The organism is Pulveribacter suum, from assembly GCF_003013695.1.
GTDB classification, from domain to species: Bacteria; Pseudomonadota; Gammaproteobacteria; order Burkholderiales; family Burkholderiaceae_C; genus Melaminivora; species Melaminivora suum.
Map to the genome: position 1 here is coordinate 898,535 of NZ_CP027792.1, position 15,364 is coordinate 913,898.

General features: G+C 70.8%; 15 protein-coding genes and 1 other RNA gene. 11 read left to right on the forward strand and 5 right to left on the reverse strand.

Annotated features, from left to right (window positions below; genetic code table 11):
* Nucleotides 1–9 precede the first annotated feature (9 nt).
* Together C7H73_RS15650 and rnpB are read left to right on the forward strand one after the other, a co-directional pair.
* Nucleotides 10–180 carry a hypothetical protein gene (locus C7H73_RS15650; protein WP_170104810.1) on the forward strand — a complete coding sequence of 57 codons (171 nt, stop codon included), beginning with the start codon at nucleotides 10–12 and terminating at the stop codon, nucleotides 178–180.
* An 84-nt stretch (nucleotides 181–264) separates the two neighbouring features.
* An RNA gene (gene rnpB, locus C7H73_RS04095) (RNase P RNA component class A) lies at nucleotides 265–701 on the forward strand.
* A gap of 61 nt (nucleotides 702–762) precedes the next feature.
* On the opposite strand, the gene C7H73_RS04100 is transcribed toward rnpB, so the two are convergent.
* The 5 genes from C7H73_RS04100 to C7H73_RS04120 all read right to left on the reverse strand — a co-directional run bounded on the left by C7H73_RS04100 (nucleotide 763) and on the right by C7H73_RS04120 (nucleotide 6,146).
* On the reverse strand, nucleotides 763–1,908 hold the full coding sequence (locus C7H73_RS04100) for a M48 family metallopeptidase (RefSeq protein WP_227001410.1): 1,146 nt from the start codon (nucleotides 1,906–1,908) through the stop codon (nucleotides 763–765).
* Nucleotides 1,909–1,913: 5 nt separating this feature from the next.
* Nucleotides 1,914–3,164 (reverse strand): YjgN family protein, encoded by a 1,251-nt coding sequence (locus tag C7H73_RS04105; RefSeq protein ID WP_106845482.1) that lies wholly within the window; start codon nucleotides 3,162–3,164, stop codon nucleotides 1,914–1,916.
* Between the two features lie 137 nt (nucleotides 3,165–3,301).
* The gene (locus C7H73_RS04110) at nucleotides 3,302–4,078 is read right to left on the reverse strand and encodes an RNA pseudouridine synthase (protein WP_106845483.1); all 777 of its coding nucleotides are present in this window, start codon (nucleotides 4,076–4,078) and stop codon (nucleotides 3,302–3,304) included.
* Nucleotides 4,079–4,243: 165 nt separating this feature from the next.
* Complete coding sequence (locus C7H73_RS04115) at nucleotides 4,244–5,926, reverse strand: MBL fold metallo-hydrolase (RefSeq protein ID WP_106845484.1); 1,683 nt, start codon at nucleotides 5,924–5,926, stop codon at nucleotides 4,244–4,246.
* A gap of 7 nt (nucleotides 5,927–5,933) precedes the next feature.
* Nucleotides 5,934–6,146, reverse strand: coding sequence for a hypothetical protein (locus C7H73_RS04120; RefSeq protein ID WP_106847523.1), 213 nt, complete (start codon nucleotides 6,144–6,146; stop codon nucleotides 5,934–5,936).
* 173 nt (nucleotides 6,147–6,319) lie between these two features.
* Between C7H73_RS04120 and dapF the strand changes: the two genes are divergently transcribed.
* The 9 genes from dapF (at nucleotide 6,320) to hslU (ending at nucleotide 15,222) form a co-directional block, all read left to right on the forward strand.
* Complete coding sequence (dapF, locus tag C7H73_RS04125; RefSeq protein WP_106845485.1) at nucleotides 6,320–7,210, forward strand: diaminopimelate epimerase; 891 nt, start codon at nucleotides 6,320–6,322, stop codon at nucleotides 7,208–7,210.
* Nucleotides 7,211–7,215: 5 nt separating this feature from the next.
* On the forward strand, nucleotides 7,216–7,902 hold the full coding sequence (locus C7H73_RS04130; RefSeq protein ID WP_106845486.1) for a DUF484 family protein: 687 nt from the start codon (nucleotides 7,216–7,218) through the stop codon (nucleotides 7,900–7,902).
* Nucleotides 7,899–8,879, forward strand: a complete 981-nt coding sequence (locus C7H73_RS04135; protein WP_227001411.1) for a tyrosine recombinase XerC — start codon at nucleotides 7,899–7,901, stop codon at nucleotides 8,877–8,879. The genes C7H73_RS04130 and C7H73_RS04135 overlap by 4 nt, the downstream gene beginning before the upstream one ends.
* A gap of 82 nt (nucleotides 8,880–8,961) precedes the next feature.
* A complete protein-coding gene (locus C7H73_RS04140) occupies nucleotides 8,962–9,192 on the forward strand; it encodes a hexameric tyrosine-coordinated heme protein (protein WP_106845487.1) in 231 nt (76 codons plus the stop codon).
* Nucleotides 9,193–9,383: 191 nt separating this feature from the next.
* Nucleotides 9,384–10,460 (forward strand): CobW family GTP-binding protein, encoded by a 1,077-nt coding sequence (locus C7H73_RS04145; protein ID WP_106845488.1) that lies wholly within the window; start codon nucleotides 9,384–9,386, stop codon nucleotides 10,458–10,460.
* A 48-nt stretch (nucleotides 10,461–10,508) separates the two neighbouring features.
* On the forward strand, nucleotides 10,509–11,312 hold the full coding sequence (gene dksA / locus C7H73_RS04150) for an RNA polymerase-binding protein DksA (protein ID WP_405124786.1): 804 nt from the start codon (nucleotides 10,509–10,511) through the stop codon (nucleotides 11,310–11,312).
* Nucleotides 11,313–11,373: 61 nt separating this feature from the next.
* Entirely contained in the window at nucleotides 11,374–13,176 is a 1,803-nt protein-coding gene (locus tag C7H73_RS04155; protein ID WP_106845490.1) for an STAS domain-containing protein, read from the forward strand.
* 83 nt (nucleotides 13,177–13,259) lie between these two features.
* A complete protein-coding gene (gene hslV, locus C7H73_RS04160; RefSeq protein ID WP_106845491.1) occupies nucleotides 13,260–13,808 on the forward strand; it encodes an ATP-dependent protease subunit HslV in 549 nt (182 codons plus the stop codon).
* Between the two features lie 94 nt (nucleotides 13,809–13,902).
* Nucleotides 13,903–15,222: an ATP-dependent protease ATPase subunit HslU gene (gene hslU, locus C7H73_RS04165; protein ID WP_106845492.1), complete on the forward strand. Its 1,320-nt coding sequence runs from the start codon at nucleotides 13,903–13,905 to the stop codon at nucleotides 15,220–15,222.
* Nucleotides 15,223–15,364 lie beyond the last annotated feature (142 nt).

A 15,364-nucleotide genomic window follows, 5' to 3' on the forward strand; every position in this document is an offset into this window, starting at 1 on the left:
CTTTGCGCCATGACCCTGCTGCACACCACCATGCTCATGCTGACCGCCAGCTGCGCGCTGATGCTCGTTGGCTTTTCCGTGCGGCAGTCGCGCTGGGGCCCGCTGCTGATGATGGTGGGCATCGTCGGCGCGCTGCTGCTCATCGCCTACAACATCCTCCAGCTGCTGCCCGAGCACTGAGGTGGGGGCGGGGCGGGGCGGGCGGCCCTGCAAAAAGCCCTGCATCGGCCGCCGCGGCGCGCCAGGACCGATAATCGCCGCCGTGAAGCACGCCAGACCGCCGCTGGTGCAAGCTGGGAAACCAGGCACTGGAGGAACGTCCGGACTGCACAGGGCAGCGTAGCAGCTAACGGCTGTCCACCGCGAGGTGAGGATCAGAGCAACAGAGACGAGTTCGAGCGTAGAGGCGCCCACCAGGGGTGTTCTGCGGTTCGCCAGCGCAAGCTGGCGCGGCTGGCGCAAGCCAGACGGTGACGGGCGGTCAGCCCGGCACGACGCAGTCACCTCGGGCGCTTCGCGCCCGAGGTGAAACGGGCAATCTCTACGCGCAGCAACACCAAGTAGGCACACGTTGACGGGGCCCCCGGAGTGTGCGGGTAGGTGGCATCGAGCCGAGGTGGCGACACCCGGCCCAGAGTAATGGCGGTCACGCCGCGGGCAACCGCGGTGCACAGAATCCGGCTTATCGGCGTGCTTCACACTCTCATTTTTGAAGGAAAACCGGCTCCAGCCCTTGTGGGGTAAGCGCCGGCAGCTCTCTTTTCAGGAGCAATGCGGCGCCTGGCCGGCGCGCAGCTGGCGCGCCCGCTCGGCCGTGGCGGGGTGGCTGCCCAGCCAGTCGGCCCAGCCGGGACTGGACTCGGCCTCGGTCTTGCCCTTGTCCGGCGGCCGGCCTCCTTCCTTGGCCGCCTTGCCGCGGCCCATGGCCAGCAGCAGGTCGGCCATGGGCGCGCTGGGCAGGCCCGCCTGGCGCAGCAGGGCCAGCGCGTGGCAGTCGGCCTCGCGCTCGTGGTTGCGCTGGTAGGCCAGGCCGGTCAGCGCCGAGCTGCCCGTGGCCAGCAGCCCCGACACATCGCCCAGCGCCAGCCCCAGCCCCATTTGCACCACGCCTTGCTCGACCAGCATGCGCGTGGTGTGGCGGTGCGCCACGTGGCCGATCTCGTGTGCCAGCACGCCGGCGATGGCATCGTCGCCCAGCCCGGGCGCACCGGCCGCCTCCACCAGGCCGTCGGTGACGACGATCGTCCCGCCGGGCAGGGCAAAGGCGTTGGCGCCCAGGCCGCGGCGAAAGTCCAGGGTGTAGCGCGGCGCGTAGCGTGCATAGCGCGCCGGCAGCGCCGGCATGTGCGCAACCAGTGCGTCGAATCGCGCACGCAGCGCCTGCTGCCGTTCGGGCGTCACGCGGCTGGGGGTCAGCACGCCATCGTCCATCTGGCGCAGGGCCTGGCGCGACAGGGCCTGCTCCCAGGCCAGGGGCACGTGGCGCGTCAGCTGCGCGGCCAGCCAGGGCGTGGCGTGGCGATAAAACAGCGCGGCCGCCACAGCCGCCAGCAGCAGGCCGGCCAACAGCGCCGGCCAGCGCGTTTGCAGCCGCTCGCGCACGCCGGCGCGGGCGCCGGCGGCGCGGCGGGCGGCGTGCCAGGCGGCGGCGTCGTCCACCTCCAGGCTGCCGGCCTCGCCCAGGTCTACCACGGCGCCCTGCTGCGGCGCGGTGCGCGCGCTCCACCTTTCGGGCCAGCCGACCTGGCAGCCCTCCAGGCGCAGCGGCGCGGCGCCGCTCGCGTGCAGCACCAGCGCCGGGCCACCGCGCGCCGGCACCAGGGCCACGTGCACGGGGCGTGGCTGGCTGCTGCGCCCGTCGAACCAGCGCGCGCGCAGCAGCTGGGGCGCAGTCGGCGGGTTGGCCACGGCGCTCAGCCGATCAGGTCCAGCCCGGCCGCATCGGCCAGCGCGTCGCCGATGCCGCTGCCCTGCTGGCGCACCAGGCGGCCGGCCACGTGGTCCACCCCGCCCTTGACGTGCAGCGTGACGGACTGCAGCTTCATGCGGTATTCGGCCACCCGGGCAAAGGGCCGGTACAGGCCCAGCGTCAGCAGCGTGAGCAGGGCGTTGCGCAGGCGCAGCAGCACGAAGGCGCCCGGGCGCAGCCGGCACCTGAAGCGCGCGACACTGCCCACGCCGGTGTGGTTCCAGGTCAGGCGAAACAGCGCCGCCTCGCGCCAGGCCCGCGCGGGCGCCGTGGCCAGCACGGTCAGCACCAGCGCCAGCGCCGCGGCGGCCAGCACCAGCAGCACTATGCCCATGCCCGCACGCGCGGCGAGCGTGGCCTTCAGCAGCGCCCAGGAGCCGGCCAGCAGCGCGCCTGCCGCAGCGCCCATCAGCGCCAGCGTGGCGACGAACACCGCCAGCGTGGCCAGCCACAGCCGCACGAAGTCCGCATAGCGCAGCTTCAGCCGCCCGCCTTCCTCGCCCAGGCTGGCGCGGCGCACCAGCAGGCTGCGGTAGTTGTATTCCAGGCCGATCAGGCACAGCACGGCCAGCACCACGGCGGCGGCCACCAGGCCCCACATGGGCGCCGTGACCGTCGGCAGGCGCGGGCGCAGCGCCTGCGCGTCTGCCAGCGGCGCGGGCGCCAGCGCCTGCAGCCCGAAGAAGGCCGCCAGCAGCACCAGCGCCAGGGCAAAGACCGGCCAGCTGGCCCGGTACACCTCGCCCCAGCTGGCGTTGAAGGCCAGGCGCACGCCGCGCCAGCGCGTGTTGCCCAGGCGAAAGCGCATGGCGCTGGCCCAGATCAGCGGCGACAGCAGCGCGCCGCCTAGCAGCATCAGCACCACGGCCGTGTCCTGCCCGGTGCGGGCGGCCAGCTTGTAGGTCAGCGACAGCAGCACCACGGCGACGAAGCCCACCACCATGCGCCGCTGCTGCGCCGTGAACTCCAGCGGGCTGCCGGCCACCAGGCTGTGGCCATAGAAATACTGGGCCGTGCGCCGCCGCGCCCAGGGCGTGTACAGCCCCAGCGTCAGGATGGACAGCAGCACGTTGACGATCCACACCCGGAAGTAGCCGCCGCCGCTGCCCGCAAAGTGCAGCGGGTGGGCCTCGATGTCGTGCGAGGCAAAGGACGCGCGCAGCGCGCCGCCCCCGCCCACGGTCTGGGCATCCATGTGTTTCCCCCTCTTTTTTGACCCGCCTCAACCGGCGGTGGCGCAGTGTATCCGGCTGTTTTTGCGGCGTGCGAAAAAAGAGTGAAATCGGCCTCTAGCCGTTGCCAGGCAAGCGCTGGCAGCTCCTGATTCAGGAGCTAAAACCGTTCCCACGGCAGCAGATAGCGCCACTGCCCCTCGGGCAGCTTGGCCAGTGCCACGCGGCCGATGCGGATGCGCCGCAGCGCCGTCACCCGCAGGCCTACCGCTTCGCACATGGCCGGCACCTGGCCCGGGCGTATGCCCTTGAGGGCAAAGCGCAGGCGCTGCTCGCTTTGCCAGCTGACCTTGATGGGCGGCAGTGCCCGGCCGTTGAAGGACAGGCCGTGGCACAGCCGCTGCAGGCCGCCTTCGGCGATCTGGCCTTCGACCTGCACGATGCATTCCTGCTCCAGCGTCTCGATGTCTTCCACCAGCCGGCGCGCCATGCGCCGGTCCTGCGTATAGACCACCAGGCCGCTGGCCTCGGTCGGCAGCGGCGTGTGGCACACCAGCTGGCGAAAGTGCCGCTGCAGCACGCGCACCGGCGGGCCGCCCTCGGCGTGGCGGCTGTCCGGGTGGATCAGCGCCAGCGCATCCGGCGCGCCGCGGCTGCGGCTGGCGTGTGCGTCGCCCGGGGCGGCGCCCAGGCCGGACTCATAGCCGGCCGGCTTGTGCAGCACCAGAGTGATGGGCGGCACCTCTTCGGCCCGCGCGTGCGGGGCCAGCACCACCTGCTGGTGCGGCGCCACGCGGGCGCCCGGCTGCTCGACCACCTGGCCGTCCACGCTAACGCAGCCGCCCTCGATGTACAGCTCGGCCTCGCGGCGCGAGCACTGCTGCTGCTCGGCCAGGCGCCTGGACAGGCGGATGGGGTCTTTTTCTTCTTCGGTCATGGCGGGCAATTCAGGCGATGGCGGGGCACCCAAGCTTACGCAACTGGCGCTCGTCATGCGCAGGCAGTCGAGCAAGGGCCGCCCCGCAGCGAAGGCGGCGTCCCCCTGCCCGCAATGCGCAGCATTGCGACAGCGGGGGAAGGCGCGCAGCGCCTCAGGGGGTGCTTACTCATCCATCAGCATGCGGATGCGCTCCACGTGGGCCAGCAGCGAGCGCTGGGCCAGCGGCCACATGCGCGGGGGCACGTCGGCGTAGGCCAGGCGGGTCCAGTCCTCCATGCTGCCGCCCGGGCGCGCCTGCATGGCGGCCAGCACCTTGGCCTCGCGCGCCAGGCGGTGGGCGGTGAGCTGGGCGATGGCGGCGCGTGCGCCCTCCAGCACGTAGCCGTGGGCCGGGGCGATGAACTCCACGCCGTGCTGCAGGCACAGCGCATCCAGCCGGGCCAGCGAGTCCAGGTAGTCGGCCATGTTGCCGTCGGGCGGGTCGATGATGGTGGTGCTGCCATTCAGGATGTGGTCGCCGGAGAACAGCAGGCCGTCCTCGCGCAGGATCAGGCACAGGTGATTGGCCGCGTGTCCGGGCGTGTGGACCACCTCCACGGTATGGGTGATTTCGCCCTCCGGCCCTTGTCCTGTCAGCGTGAGAAGCTCTCCATTTGATAGCGAGCGCTCGGGCGCGAAGTGGCTGGCTGCGCGCGCCGTGGGGGCCGAGGGCAGGCCCAGGATGGGCGGGGCAGGGCGCCCGTGCGCGGCCACCAGGGCCTTGAGCGGCGCGGCGCCGGGGGAGTGGTCGGCGTGCGAGTGGGTGCAGACGATGGCGCGGATGTCGCCGCCAGCGGCGCGCCACAGGCGCTCCAGGTGCTCGCCGTCCTGCGGGCCCGGGTCGATGGCGATGTAGCCGGTGGCCGGCTCGCCCACCAGGTAGCTGTTGGTGCCGGGGCCGGTCATCACGCCGGGGTTGGGGGCCGTGAGGCGCTGCACGTTCCTGAGCAGCGGCACGGGCCGCTCGCACTGCCAGTCCAGCGCGTGCTGGCCGTGGCCGTCGGGGCAGACCAGGGCCAGTTCGCCAAACGGCGGCTCGTGCTCCATGTAGCGCTCCTCGCGCCCGGCCAGCAGGCCTGAGCGCGGGTTGCTGACCCACAGCGGCTGCTCGTGCGCCACGGCGTCCAGCACCGCCTGCACGTCGGCGTACTGCGCCAGCCGCTCCAGCGTGCGGATGGTCGGATAGATCATGAAGAACTGCCCGGCCTCGTGGCGCGCCAGCGCGTCGGCGGGGCGGACCCAGACGGGCTCGAACTGCTCGGACTCGTCGGCCACGGGCTCCTGGCCGGGCGGCATGCGCGCCACCAGGAAGGGCACGGCAAAGCGCTTGGGCAGGTTGCGGTCGGCCGTCCAGTGCGCCAGCGGGTACATGGCGTCGGCCGCCAGGCGCAGCCCGCGCGCGGCGCACTGGGCGGCAAAGGGGCCCTGGCGGTCCAGCGCGGCGATGTCCTCGGGGCCGGCCCAGCGGCCGTCCTCGCGCCGCGCCAGCAAGATGCCCAGCTCCTCGAAGCTCTCGCGCAGCGCGGCCAGCGCCTCGGTCAGGCGCTCGCCGGTCTGGGCCGGGCGGCGGTCTGCCAGCGCGTGGGATGCGGGCGCGGCGTCCTGCGCCTCGATGCCGCCGCCGGGAAAGACGTAGGCGCCGGGCACGAAGCTGGCCGTGGCCGAGCGGCGCGTCATCAGCACTTGCAGCGTGCCGGCGCCGGCGCCGCCGGGCGCGGGTGCGTCGCGCAGCAGCAGCACGGTGGCCGCGTGCAGCGGCGCTACGGGGGGGCGGCGGGGGTGAAGGTGCTGGCTGTCGCGGGGCATCGCCCCATTATCGGCACAGCCCGGGCGTCACCGGACTCAATTGCGACAAGCGCTCCAGCACCGGGCCGACCAGCGCCGGGGCGCGGGCCACGCCGGCGTTCCACAGCAGTTCCAGCAGCTCGATCAGCGCGGCGCCGTCGCCGCTTTGGCGCACCAGCGCGGCGGCGGCGCGCTCGTCGCCGGCGTGCAGTTGGTCCAGTACGTTCAGGGTCAGTGTCATGGCGGCCTCGTCCATCCGTCGTTCATCGCAGGGCTGCCATGCTGCGCAGCTGCGGCGCGGCGGGGTTGCGGCAGGTCAAACCCGAGGAAAAAACTCAAGTTCTCCCGCCTGGGGTTTTCCCGCGCCCGGCGCGTGCGCCGCCGCCCGCGGGCCGGCGCCGGATAATCCGCGCCATGCACATCCGCTTCACCAAGATGCAGGGCGCCGGCAACGATTTCGTCGTGCTGGACGAAACGGCCGCCCCCCTGGGCCTGCAGCCGGCGCACTACCGCCGCCTGGCCGACCGGCATTTCGGCGTGGGCGCGGACCAGATCCTCACCGTGCGCCCCTCGCCGGCGCCGGGCATCGACTTCGAATACCTGATCCACAACGCCGACGGCGCGCAGGTAGAGCAGTGCGGCAACGGCGCGCGCTGCTTTGCCCGCTATGTGCAGGGCAAGGGCCTGACGGACAAGGACCTGCTGCGCGTGCAGACCCTGGCCGGCGTGATTGAGCTGCAGCTGGCGCCGGACGGCCGCGTGCGCGTGGACATGGGCCGCCCGCAATTCGAGCCCGGCAGCGTCGCCTTCGACACCCGCGGCCTGCAGCCCGCGGCCGAAGGCTTGGGGCAAAAATGGCCTCTGACCCTTGAGGGGCAAGCGCCGGCAGCTATGGTTTGGATAGCGCTGGTGTCCATGGGCAACCCGCACGCCGTGCAGCTGGTGGCCGACGCGGACGCCGCCCCCGTGGCCCGCGTGGGCCCGCTGGTGGAAGGCCACCCGCGCTTTGCCGAGCGGGTGAACGCCGGCTTCCTGCAGATCGTGGACCGCACCCGGGTGCGCCTGCGCGTGTACGAGCGCGGCGCCGGCGAGACGCTGGCCTGCGGCTCGGGCGCCTGCGCCGCCGTGGCCGCCGGCATCCGGCTGGGGCTGCTGGATGCCCGCGTGGATGTGCACACCCGCGGCGGCCTGCTGACCATCGAATGGAGCGGCGAGCCGCACGCCAGCGTTTTCATGACCGGCCCCGCCACCACGGTGTTCGAGGGCCAGATCGACCTTCCCGCGGACGCCAGCGCGTCCGCCTGACCGCCATGACCCTGCCCATCACCCCCATCACCGAAGACGACATCGCCCAGTACCTGGCCAACACGCCGGGCTTCTTCGAGCGTCATGCCGAGCTGCTGGCCTCCGTCACCTTCGCCAGCCCGCACGGCCAGCGCGCCGTCAGCCTGCACGAGCGCCAGGCCGAGATGCTGCGCGAGAAGATCAAGCTGCTGGAGCAGCGCGTCATGGAGATGGTGCGCCACAGCGGCGAGAACACCGCCATTGCCGCCAAGATGCACCAGTGGGCGCGCCAGCTGGCGGGCGTGCGCTGGGCGGCCGAGGTGCCGCAGGCGGTGGAGCAGGGCATACGCACCCTGTTCGACGTGCCCCAGGTGGCGCTGCGCGTGTGGGGCGTGGCGCCGGCGCACCTGAACGCCCCTTTCACCCAGGGCGTCAGCGAGGACGTGCGCGCCTTCGCCTCGTCGCTGACCGCGCCGTTTTGCGGCCCCAACCTGGGCTTTGAGGCCACGGCCTGGCTGCCCGACGCGCAGGAGGCGCGCTCACTGGCGCTGCTGCCGCTGCGCGAAGGCGCCATCGACAGCGCCGAGAGCCCGGCCTTCGGCCTGGTGGTGCTGGCCTCGCACGACGCGCAGCGCTTCGAAGCCAGCATGGGCACGGACTTTCTGGTGCGCATGGCAGAACTTGCCAGCAGCGCCCTGTCGCGCCTGCAGTGAACACCGAGCCCGCGCCCGCCGCCAGCGGCCTGCCGCCCGAGGCGCTGGCCTATCTGGAATACGCGCGGGTGCAAAAGCGCCTGGCCGCGCGCACCCTCATCCTGTACACGCTGGACCTGCAGCGCCTGTGCGCCCATGCCAGCCAGGTGCAGCTGCCTCTGCTGCAGCTGGGCAGCGCCCACATCCGGCGCTTTGCCGCGCAGATGCACGCCGGTGGGCGCAGCGCGCGCGGCATCGCGCTCATCCTGTCGGGCTGGCGGGGCTTTTATGCCTGGGCGGCGCGCCAGGGCCTGATCACCCACAACCCGGTGCAGGACGTGCGCGCCCCCAAGGCGCCCAAGCCGCTGCCCAAGGCCCTGCCGGTGGACGACGCCGTGCGCCTGGCCGAGCACGCGCAAAGCGGCGCCGACCCCTGGCTGGAGGCGCGCGACGCCGCCCTGGTGGAGCTGCTGTATGGCAGCGGCCTGCGCGTGGGCGAGCTGGTCGGCCTGGACGTGGCCGCCAGCAGCGCCGCCCAGCAGCAGGGCCGCGGCTGGGTGGACCTGGAGGCGGGCGATGCCCACGTCTTCGGCAAGGGCGGCAAGCGCCGCAGCGTGCCCCTGGGCCGCGCGGCGGCGCAGGCGCTGGCGCACTGGCTGGCGCAGCGGGCGCTGCCGTTTGGCGGGGCTGCGAAGCTGGACGACTGCGCCCTGTTCGTGGGCCGACGCGGCGCGCGCATCACGGCGCAGACCGTCTGGCTGCGCCTGCGCGAGCGCAGCAATACGGCCGGCCTGACCACGCCGGTGCACCCGCACATGCTGCGCCACTCGTTTGCCAGCCACCTGCTGCAGTCCAGCGGCGACCTGCGCGCCGTGCAGGAGCTGCTGGGCCACGCCAGCATCACCACCACCCAGGTCTATACGCGGCTGGACTTCCAGCACCTGGCCAAGGTGTACGACCAGGCGCATCCGCGCGCGCACAAGAAGAGCGGGGACTGAGGGCGCGCCTTGCCGACCGGCGGCGGTCGTGGGAAAGTGGCATCTCGCGTGCATTTTTCCCACCCCACGAAAGGACCGACCCATGGCCGACACCTGGCTGCCTTCTCTCATCACCGACACGCCCCAGCAGGGCTTCGAGCTGGCCATCACCCTGAGCCGGCGCGGCGTGAAATACACCCAGCCCGACCCCGAGGTGCTGCACCGCCTGCGCCCCGAATACGCCGAAGACCACCAGGCGCTGACGGCCGCCTCGCAGGTGGTGGCCCTCAACTTCCAGACCGTGGCGGCCGCCAACAACTACTGGCGCAAGTAGTTTGTCTGCTATTGAATAAATAGCTGCCAGCGCTTATGGGATAAGCGCTGGAGGCAGAAAAGACTTGAATATCAACCCCGCGGGCCGGGGCTTGGCGGCTTCGCTACAGTCAGGCCCGAACCGGCCCGCGCGCCTGCCCTGGCGGCAGCGCGGGCGCTCTTGTTGCAAGCCATTTCCGCAAGGCGCTTTCCATGTCCCTGATCCCCGTCACCATCCTCACCGGCTTCCTCGGCGCCGGCAAGACCACCTTGCTCAAGCGCGTGCTGACCGAGGCGCATGGCCAGAAGATTGCCGTGATCGAAAACGAGTTCGGCGAGGAGAACATCGACAACGACATCCTGCTCACCGACTCCAAGGAGCAGATCGTGCAGATGAGCAACGGCTGCATCTGCTGCACCATCCGCGAGGACCTGCGCGAGACGCTGCAGCTGCTGGCCGCCAAGCGGCGCAAGAAGCTGCTCGACTTCGAGCGCGTGGTGATCGAGACCACGGGCCTGGCCGACCCCGGCCCCGTGGTGCAGACCTTCTTCATGGACGACGAGATCGCCGAAAGCTACCTGGTCGATTCCATCATCACGGTGGTGGACGCCAAGCACGCCAATACTCAGCTGGACGAGCGCCAGGAGGCGCGCCGCCAGGTGGGTTTTGCCGACCAGATCTTTTTGTCCAAGACCGATCTGGTGAGCGAGGCCCAGAAGGACGCGCTGATCCACCGCCTCAAGCACATGAACCCGCGCGCGCCGATCAAGGCGGTGCATTTCGGCGAGGTGCCGCTGGCCGAGGTGCTGGATCTGCGCGGCTTCAACCTGAATGCGCGGCTGGACATCGACCCGGACTTTCTCAAGGACGACGCCCAGGCGCACGGCGATGGCCATGTGCATGACGAGCACTGCGGCCACGAGCACCACGGCCACGATCACGACCACGCGCACGGCGAGCACTGCGACCACCCCCACCACCACCATCACGATGACGACGTGAAAAGCTTCGTCTATCGCGCCGACCGTCCGTTCGACCCGGCGCGGCTGGAGGACTTCCTCTCCGCCATCGTCAACATCTACGGCCCGCGCATGCTGCGCTACAAGGGCGTGCTGGACATGCAGGGCACCAGCCGCAAGGTCATCTTCCAGGGCGTGCACCAGCTCATGGGCAGCGACCTGGGACCGGAGTGGACGGCGGACGAGCCGCGCGTCAGCCGCATGGTCTTCATCGGCATCGACCTGCCGCGCGACATCTTCGAGCAGGGCCTGGGCCAGTGCCTGGCCTGAAGGCCGGTAGCGGGGTGCCCGCAGGCCATGCCGCAGTGACCCCGTGCGATATGCGTTGTCCGGCTGGCCCCCGCCGGCCCGGCTCTATACAATCGCGCCCCGGCTCGAACGCCCCGCCCAGACACGCCAGTGACGGAGGCGGGGCGTGCCACCCGCGCCCGGCCCGGCGTAGCGCCGGTTGCACCGCAGGCCCGTCGTCCGACAGGCAGGCAGCAGCTGGCATTACAACGCGCATCCGGTTTCGCAGGCAGCATGGGCAGCTTCCCCGCTGCGCCTTGCGGCCGGCGGATATTCGAACAACCCATGACGGCCGGCAGCGTGCAAGCGCTGTCCGCTACGCCAGCTTCATCATTTCACACCATGACTACGACCCTGCAAAAATCTGTGGCGGCCGCCAAGAAAGATCCCAAGCTGGCCAACAACTGGAAAACCAAGAGCGCCGAGGAGCTGACCGACGCCGAAGTGCAGGCCATGCCCGAGAGCGAATACATGAACGACAAGCAGATGGCGTTCTTTCGCCACAAGCTGGTCCAGCTCAAGCAGGCCATGCACGAAAACGCCGGCGAAACCACCGAGCACCTGCGCGAGGACACGGTGGTCGTGCCCGACCCGGCCGACCGCGCCACCATCGAGGAAGAGCACGCCCTGGAGCTGCGCACGCGTGACCGCGAGCGCAAGCTGCTGAAGAAGATCGAGCAGTCCATCGGCCGCATCGACGCTGGCGACTACGGCTACTGCGACGAGACCGGCGAGCCCATCGGTGTGCCCCGCCTCATCGCCCGCCCCACGGCCACGCTGTCGCTGGAGGCTCAGCAGCGGCGCGAGCTCAAGCAGAAGATGTTCGGCGATTGACCGGTACTTCTGGCGTTTTTCCCGTTATCGCCGCACCTGCGCACGAGGCACAATCGGCTGCATGAGCAAGGATGAATCCTCCCCGCCGCCGACGTCCTCCACGCGCGGGCTGCTGTCCAAGGTGGTGCGCTTCGTGCGCAACCCCACCGTGAACTGGTCAGAGCTCGATGCCATGGATGAAGAGCGCGAGAGCCAGTACAGCAAGCAGATGCTCAAGGAGATGATCGAGCGCAAGCGGCGCAACGACTTCGTGCGGCGCCGCGAGTTCGACTATCTGCGCAAGCTGCGCCGCAGCGAGGGCGTGCGCGCCGAGCGGCCCGAGGACGCGGGCGCGCGCACCTCGGCCTTCCAGACCAGCATGACTTCGCCCGACGAGCGGGCCGACACGCTGCGCAAGATCGACGAGATCGAGGCGCAGATGTCCCAGCAGTGGTGGAAGGGCAAGGGCGCGCCTCCCGGCCAGACCGCCATGGCGCCCCCGCCGCCGGCGGCGCACACCGCGCCCGCTCCCGAGCCGCGCATCACGGCCGACCAGCCGGCCCCGGCCTCGGCCGCCATGGCTTCGGCCCTGGCCGGCTCGCCTTTTGCCGGCGGTGAACACGCCCGCGCCTTTGAGCCCACTGCGCCCATGGGCATCCCGGCGCCGGTTGTGCCGGCGCCAGCGGCCGCACCGGCCATGGTCGAGCCGCTGTTTCCGCCCGCCGTGGCGCCCGCACCTGCACCCGTGCCCGCCCCTGCGGCCCGGCCCGCTGCGGTGCGCGAGAAATTCGTGCACGACCCTGATCTGGAAGAGGCGGCCATCCGCTTTGCCAACGCCGACTACGACGGCGCCGAGGCAGCCCTGCAAGACGTGCTGGCCCAGCGGGGGGGCACGCCTGCGGCCGAGCAGGAGCACATCTGGTACACGCTGTTCGACCTGTACCGCGCCACCGGGCGCCATGAGCAGTTCGAGGCCCTGTCCATCGAGTACGCGGCGCGCTTTGGCCGCTCGGCGCCGCTGTGGTTTTCCATCCCGCTGCAGCTGGGTCTGCAGGTGGATGTGGCCACCGCAGGCGCCGCCGCACAGCAGCGCGAGCTGACCTGGAACGCGCCGCCGCTGCTCACGCTGCAGTCGATTGCTGCGCTGCAGGCCTCGCTGGCCCGCGCCGCGCCGCCCTGGACACTGACCTGGAGCCGCCTGACGGGCATCGAGCCGGCGGCCGTCTCGGCGCTGGCCGAGCTGCTGGAGCGCTGGGCCGGGCAGGACGTGCAGCTGCGCTTCATCGGCGTGCCGGCATTGCGTGCCCTGGTGCAAACCCAGACGCCCTCGGGTGATCGCTCGCGCGACCCGCAGTGGTGGCGCCTGCGCATGGGGCTGCTGCGCCTGATGGGCTGGGCCGACGAGTTCGAGCTCGCCGCGCTGGACTACTGCGTGACCTACGAGATCTCGCCGCCGTCATGGACGCCGCCGCGCTGCAGCTTCAGCGGCGACGCTGACGCGCCCGCCGTGCCTGAAGGCGAGGGCGCCCCGCCGCGCGACGCCCCCGACAGCGACCTGTACATGACCTCGGGCTTTGCCCTGTCGCAGCCGGGCGGGCTCGACGAGCCACCGCTGCCGGCCCTGGTTGGCCACATCGAGGGCGACGCCAGCGCCGCGCTGCAGGCCCTGCAGTCGTTTGCCCGGCCCGGTGCGCCGCTGGTGGTGGAGTGCGGGCAGCTGATCCGCATCGACTTCGCGGCCGTGGGCGGCGTACTGAACTGGGCGGCCGCGCAGCAGGCGGCCGGTCAGGAGCTGGAGTTTCGCCGCGTGCATCGCCTGGTGGCGGTGTTCTTCAACGTGATCGGCGTGAGCGAACACGCCTGGATCGCGCCGCGCCAGGACTAGGAGCGTGTTCACGCTCTGACACCACGCAGCTGCAGCGCGCCGTGGCGGTTGCAAACGCGCGCCCGCGCCCCATTTCCTGCGTCATGGAACAGTTTCACGGCACCACCATTCTCAGCGTGCGGCGCGAGCGAGCGGACGGCAGCGTCCAGGTCGCCATCGGCGGCGACGGCCAAGTCACCCTGGGCAACATCGTCGTCAAGGGCACGGCCCGCAAGGTGCGCAAGCTGCACCACGGCAAGGTGCTGGCCGGCTTTGCCGGCGCCACGGCCGATGCCTTCACCCTCTTCGAGCGCTTCGAGGCCAAGCTGGAAAAGCACCAGGGGCACCTGACGCGCGCGGCCATCGAGCTGACCAAGGACTGGCGCACCGACCGCGTGCTGCGCCGCCTGGAGGCCATGCTGGCCGTGGCCGACCACAGCGCCTCGCTCATCATCACCGGCAACGGCGACGTGCTGGAGCCTGAGCAGGGCATCGTTGCCATCGGCTCGGGCGGCGCCTACGCGCATTCGGCGGCCAAGGCGCTGCTGGACAACACCGAGCTGGCGGCCGAGGACATCGTCCGCAAGGCGCTGGCCATCGCCGGCGAGCTGTGCATCTACACCAACATGCACCACACCGTCGAGACGCTCTGAGCGTCCGGCAGTTGCTCCTTTTTTCATAGCATCCAGCGCTTGCCTGGCAAGCGCTGGATGCTGATTTGGCTTACTTTATACGGCAGGCTGCAGCATGTCCTTGTCCATGACCCCCCAGGAGATCGTCTCCGAACTCGACCGCCACATCGTCGGCCAGGCCGGCGCCAAGCGCGCTGTGGCCATCGCCCTGCGCAACCGCTGGCGGCGCCAGCAGGTCGAGGGCAGCCTGCGCCAGGAGATCACACCCAAGAACATCCTGATGATCGGCCCCACGGGCGTGGGCAAGACCGAGATCGCCCGGCGCCTGGCGCGGCTGGCCGACGCCCCGTTCATCAAGGTGGAGGCGACGAAATTCACCGAGGTGGGCTATGTCGGCAAGGACGTGGATGCCATCGTGCGCGACCTGGTGGAGGTCGCCGTCAAGCAAACGCGCGAGGCCGACATGAAGAAGCTGCGCGCCCGGGCCGAAGACGCGGCCGAGGAGCGCATCCTGGACGTGCTGCTGCCCAGCGCCCGCACCGGAGAGCCGCCGGCCGACAGCACGGCGCGGCAGGTGTTTCGCAAGAAGCTGCGCGAGGGCCAGCTGCATGACAAGGACATAGAAGTCGAGCTGGCCGATGCGCGCCCGCCGCTGGAGATCATGGGCCCACAGGGCATGGAGGAGATGACCGAGCAGCTGCGCGGCATGTTCAGCCAGATGGGCCAGGAGCGGCGGCGCACGCGCAAGCTCAAGATCGGCGAGGCCTTGCGCCTGCTGACCGACGAGGAGGCCGCCCGCATGGTCAACGAGGACGAGGTGCGCCAGCGCGCGCTGGCCAACGCCGAGCAAAACGGCATCGTCTTCATCGACGAGATCGACAAGGTGGCCGCGCGGCAGGAATCCGGCGGCGCCGAGGTCTCGCGCCAGGGCGTGCAGCGCGACCTGCTGCCGCTGGTTGAAGGCACCACCGTGTCCACCAAGTACGGCATGGTCAAGACCGACCACATGCTGTTCATCGCCTCGGGCGCCTTCCACCTGGCCAAGCCCAGCGACCTGATCCCCGAGCTGCAAGGGCGCTTTCCGATCCGGGTGGAGCTGGGCTCGCTGTCCGTGCAGGACTTCGAGGCCATCCTGACCCAGACCGACGCCGCCCTGGTGCGCCAGTACCAGGCACTGCTGGGCACCGAGGGGGTGCAGCTGCAGTTCACGCCTGAGGGCGTCACGCGGCTGGCGCAGATCGCCTGCGAGGTCAACGAGCGCACCGAGAACATCGGCGCGCGCCGCCTGTCCACGGTGATGGAGCGGCTGCTGGACGAAGTCAGCTTCGGCGCCACCGCCCTGTCGGGCCAGACGGTGGTGGTGGATGCCGCCTATGTGGACGCCCGCCTGGCGTCTTTGAGCCAGGATGAGGACTTGTCCCGATACATCCTGTGATGAACCCGGATGCAAGCCCGTCGGTGCTTCACAAACCACTTCCATAGCAGCGGCTAACTGCTTGGCTGGCAAGACTTTTTTTGCTGGAGCGAGGCTGAACTTTGCCGGCTAAGTCCTTGATTTCATTGCAAAATGTTATGGC

Excerpts from the sequence above, each read along its gene's own strand:
- C7H73_RS04110 (WP_106845483.1), bottom strand. The coding sequence starts at position 4,078 with ATGACCGAAGAAGAAAAAGACCCCATCCGCCTGTCCAGGCGCCTGGCC.
- C7H73_RS04105 (WP_106845482.1), bottom strand. The coding sequence starts at position 3,164 with ATGGATGCCCAGACCGTGGGCGGGGGCGGCGCGCTGCGCGCGTCCTTT.
- hslV (WP_106845491.1), top strand. The coding sequence starts at position 13,260 with ATGGAACAGTTTCACGGCACCACCATTCTCAGCGTGCGGCGCGAGCGA.
- C7H73_RS04145 (WP_106845488.1), top strand. The coding sequence starts at position 9,384 with ATGTCCCTGATCCCCGTCACCATCCTCACCGGCTTCCTCGGCGCCGGC.
- C7H73_RS04140 (WP_106845487.1), top strand. The coding sequence starts at position 8,962 with ATGGCCGACACCTGGCTGCCTTCTCTCATCACCGACACGCCCCAGCAG.
- dapF (WP_106845485.1), top strand. The coding sequence starts at position 6,320 with ATGCACATCCGCTTCACCAAGATGCAGGGCGCCGGCAACGATTTCGTC.
- C7H73_RS04130 (WP_106845486.1), top strand. The coding sequence starts at position 7,216 with ATGACCCTGCCCATCACCCCCATCACCGAAGACGACATCGCCCAGTAC.
- C7H73_RS04120 (WP_106847523.1), bottom strand. The coding sequence starts at position 6,146 with ATGACACTGACCCTGAACGTACTGGACCAACTGCACGCCGGCGACGAG.
- C7H73_RS04155 (WP_106845490.1), top strand. The coding sequence starts at position 11,374 with ATGAGCAAGGATGAATCCTCCCCGCCGCCGACGTCCTCCACGCGCGGG.
- hslU (WP_106845492.1), top strand. The coding sequence starts at position 13,903 with ATGTCCTTGTCCATGACCCCCCAGGAGATCGTCTCCGAACTCGACCGC.
- C7H73_RS04115 (WP_106845484.1), bottom strand. The coding sequence starts at position 5,926 with ATGCCCCGCGACAGCCAGCACCTTCACCCCCGCCGCCCCCCCGTAGCG.
- C7H73_RS15650 (WP_170104810.1), top strand. The coding sequence starts at position 10 with ATGACCCTGCTGCACACCACCATGCTCATGCTGACCGCCAGCTGCGCG.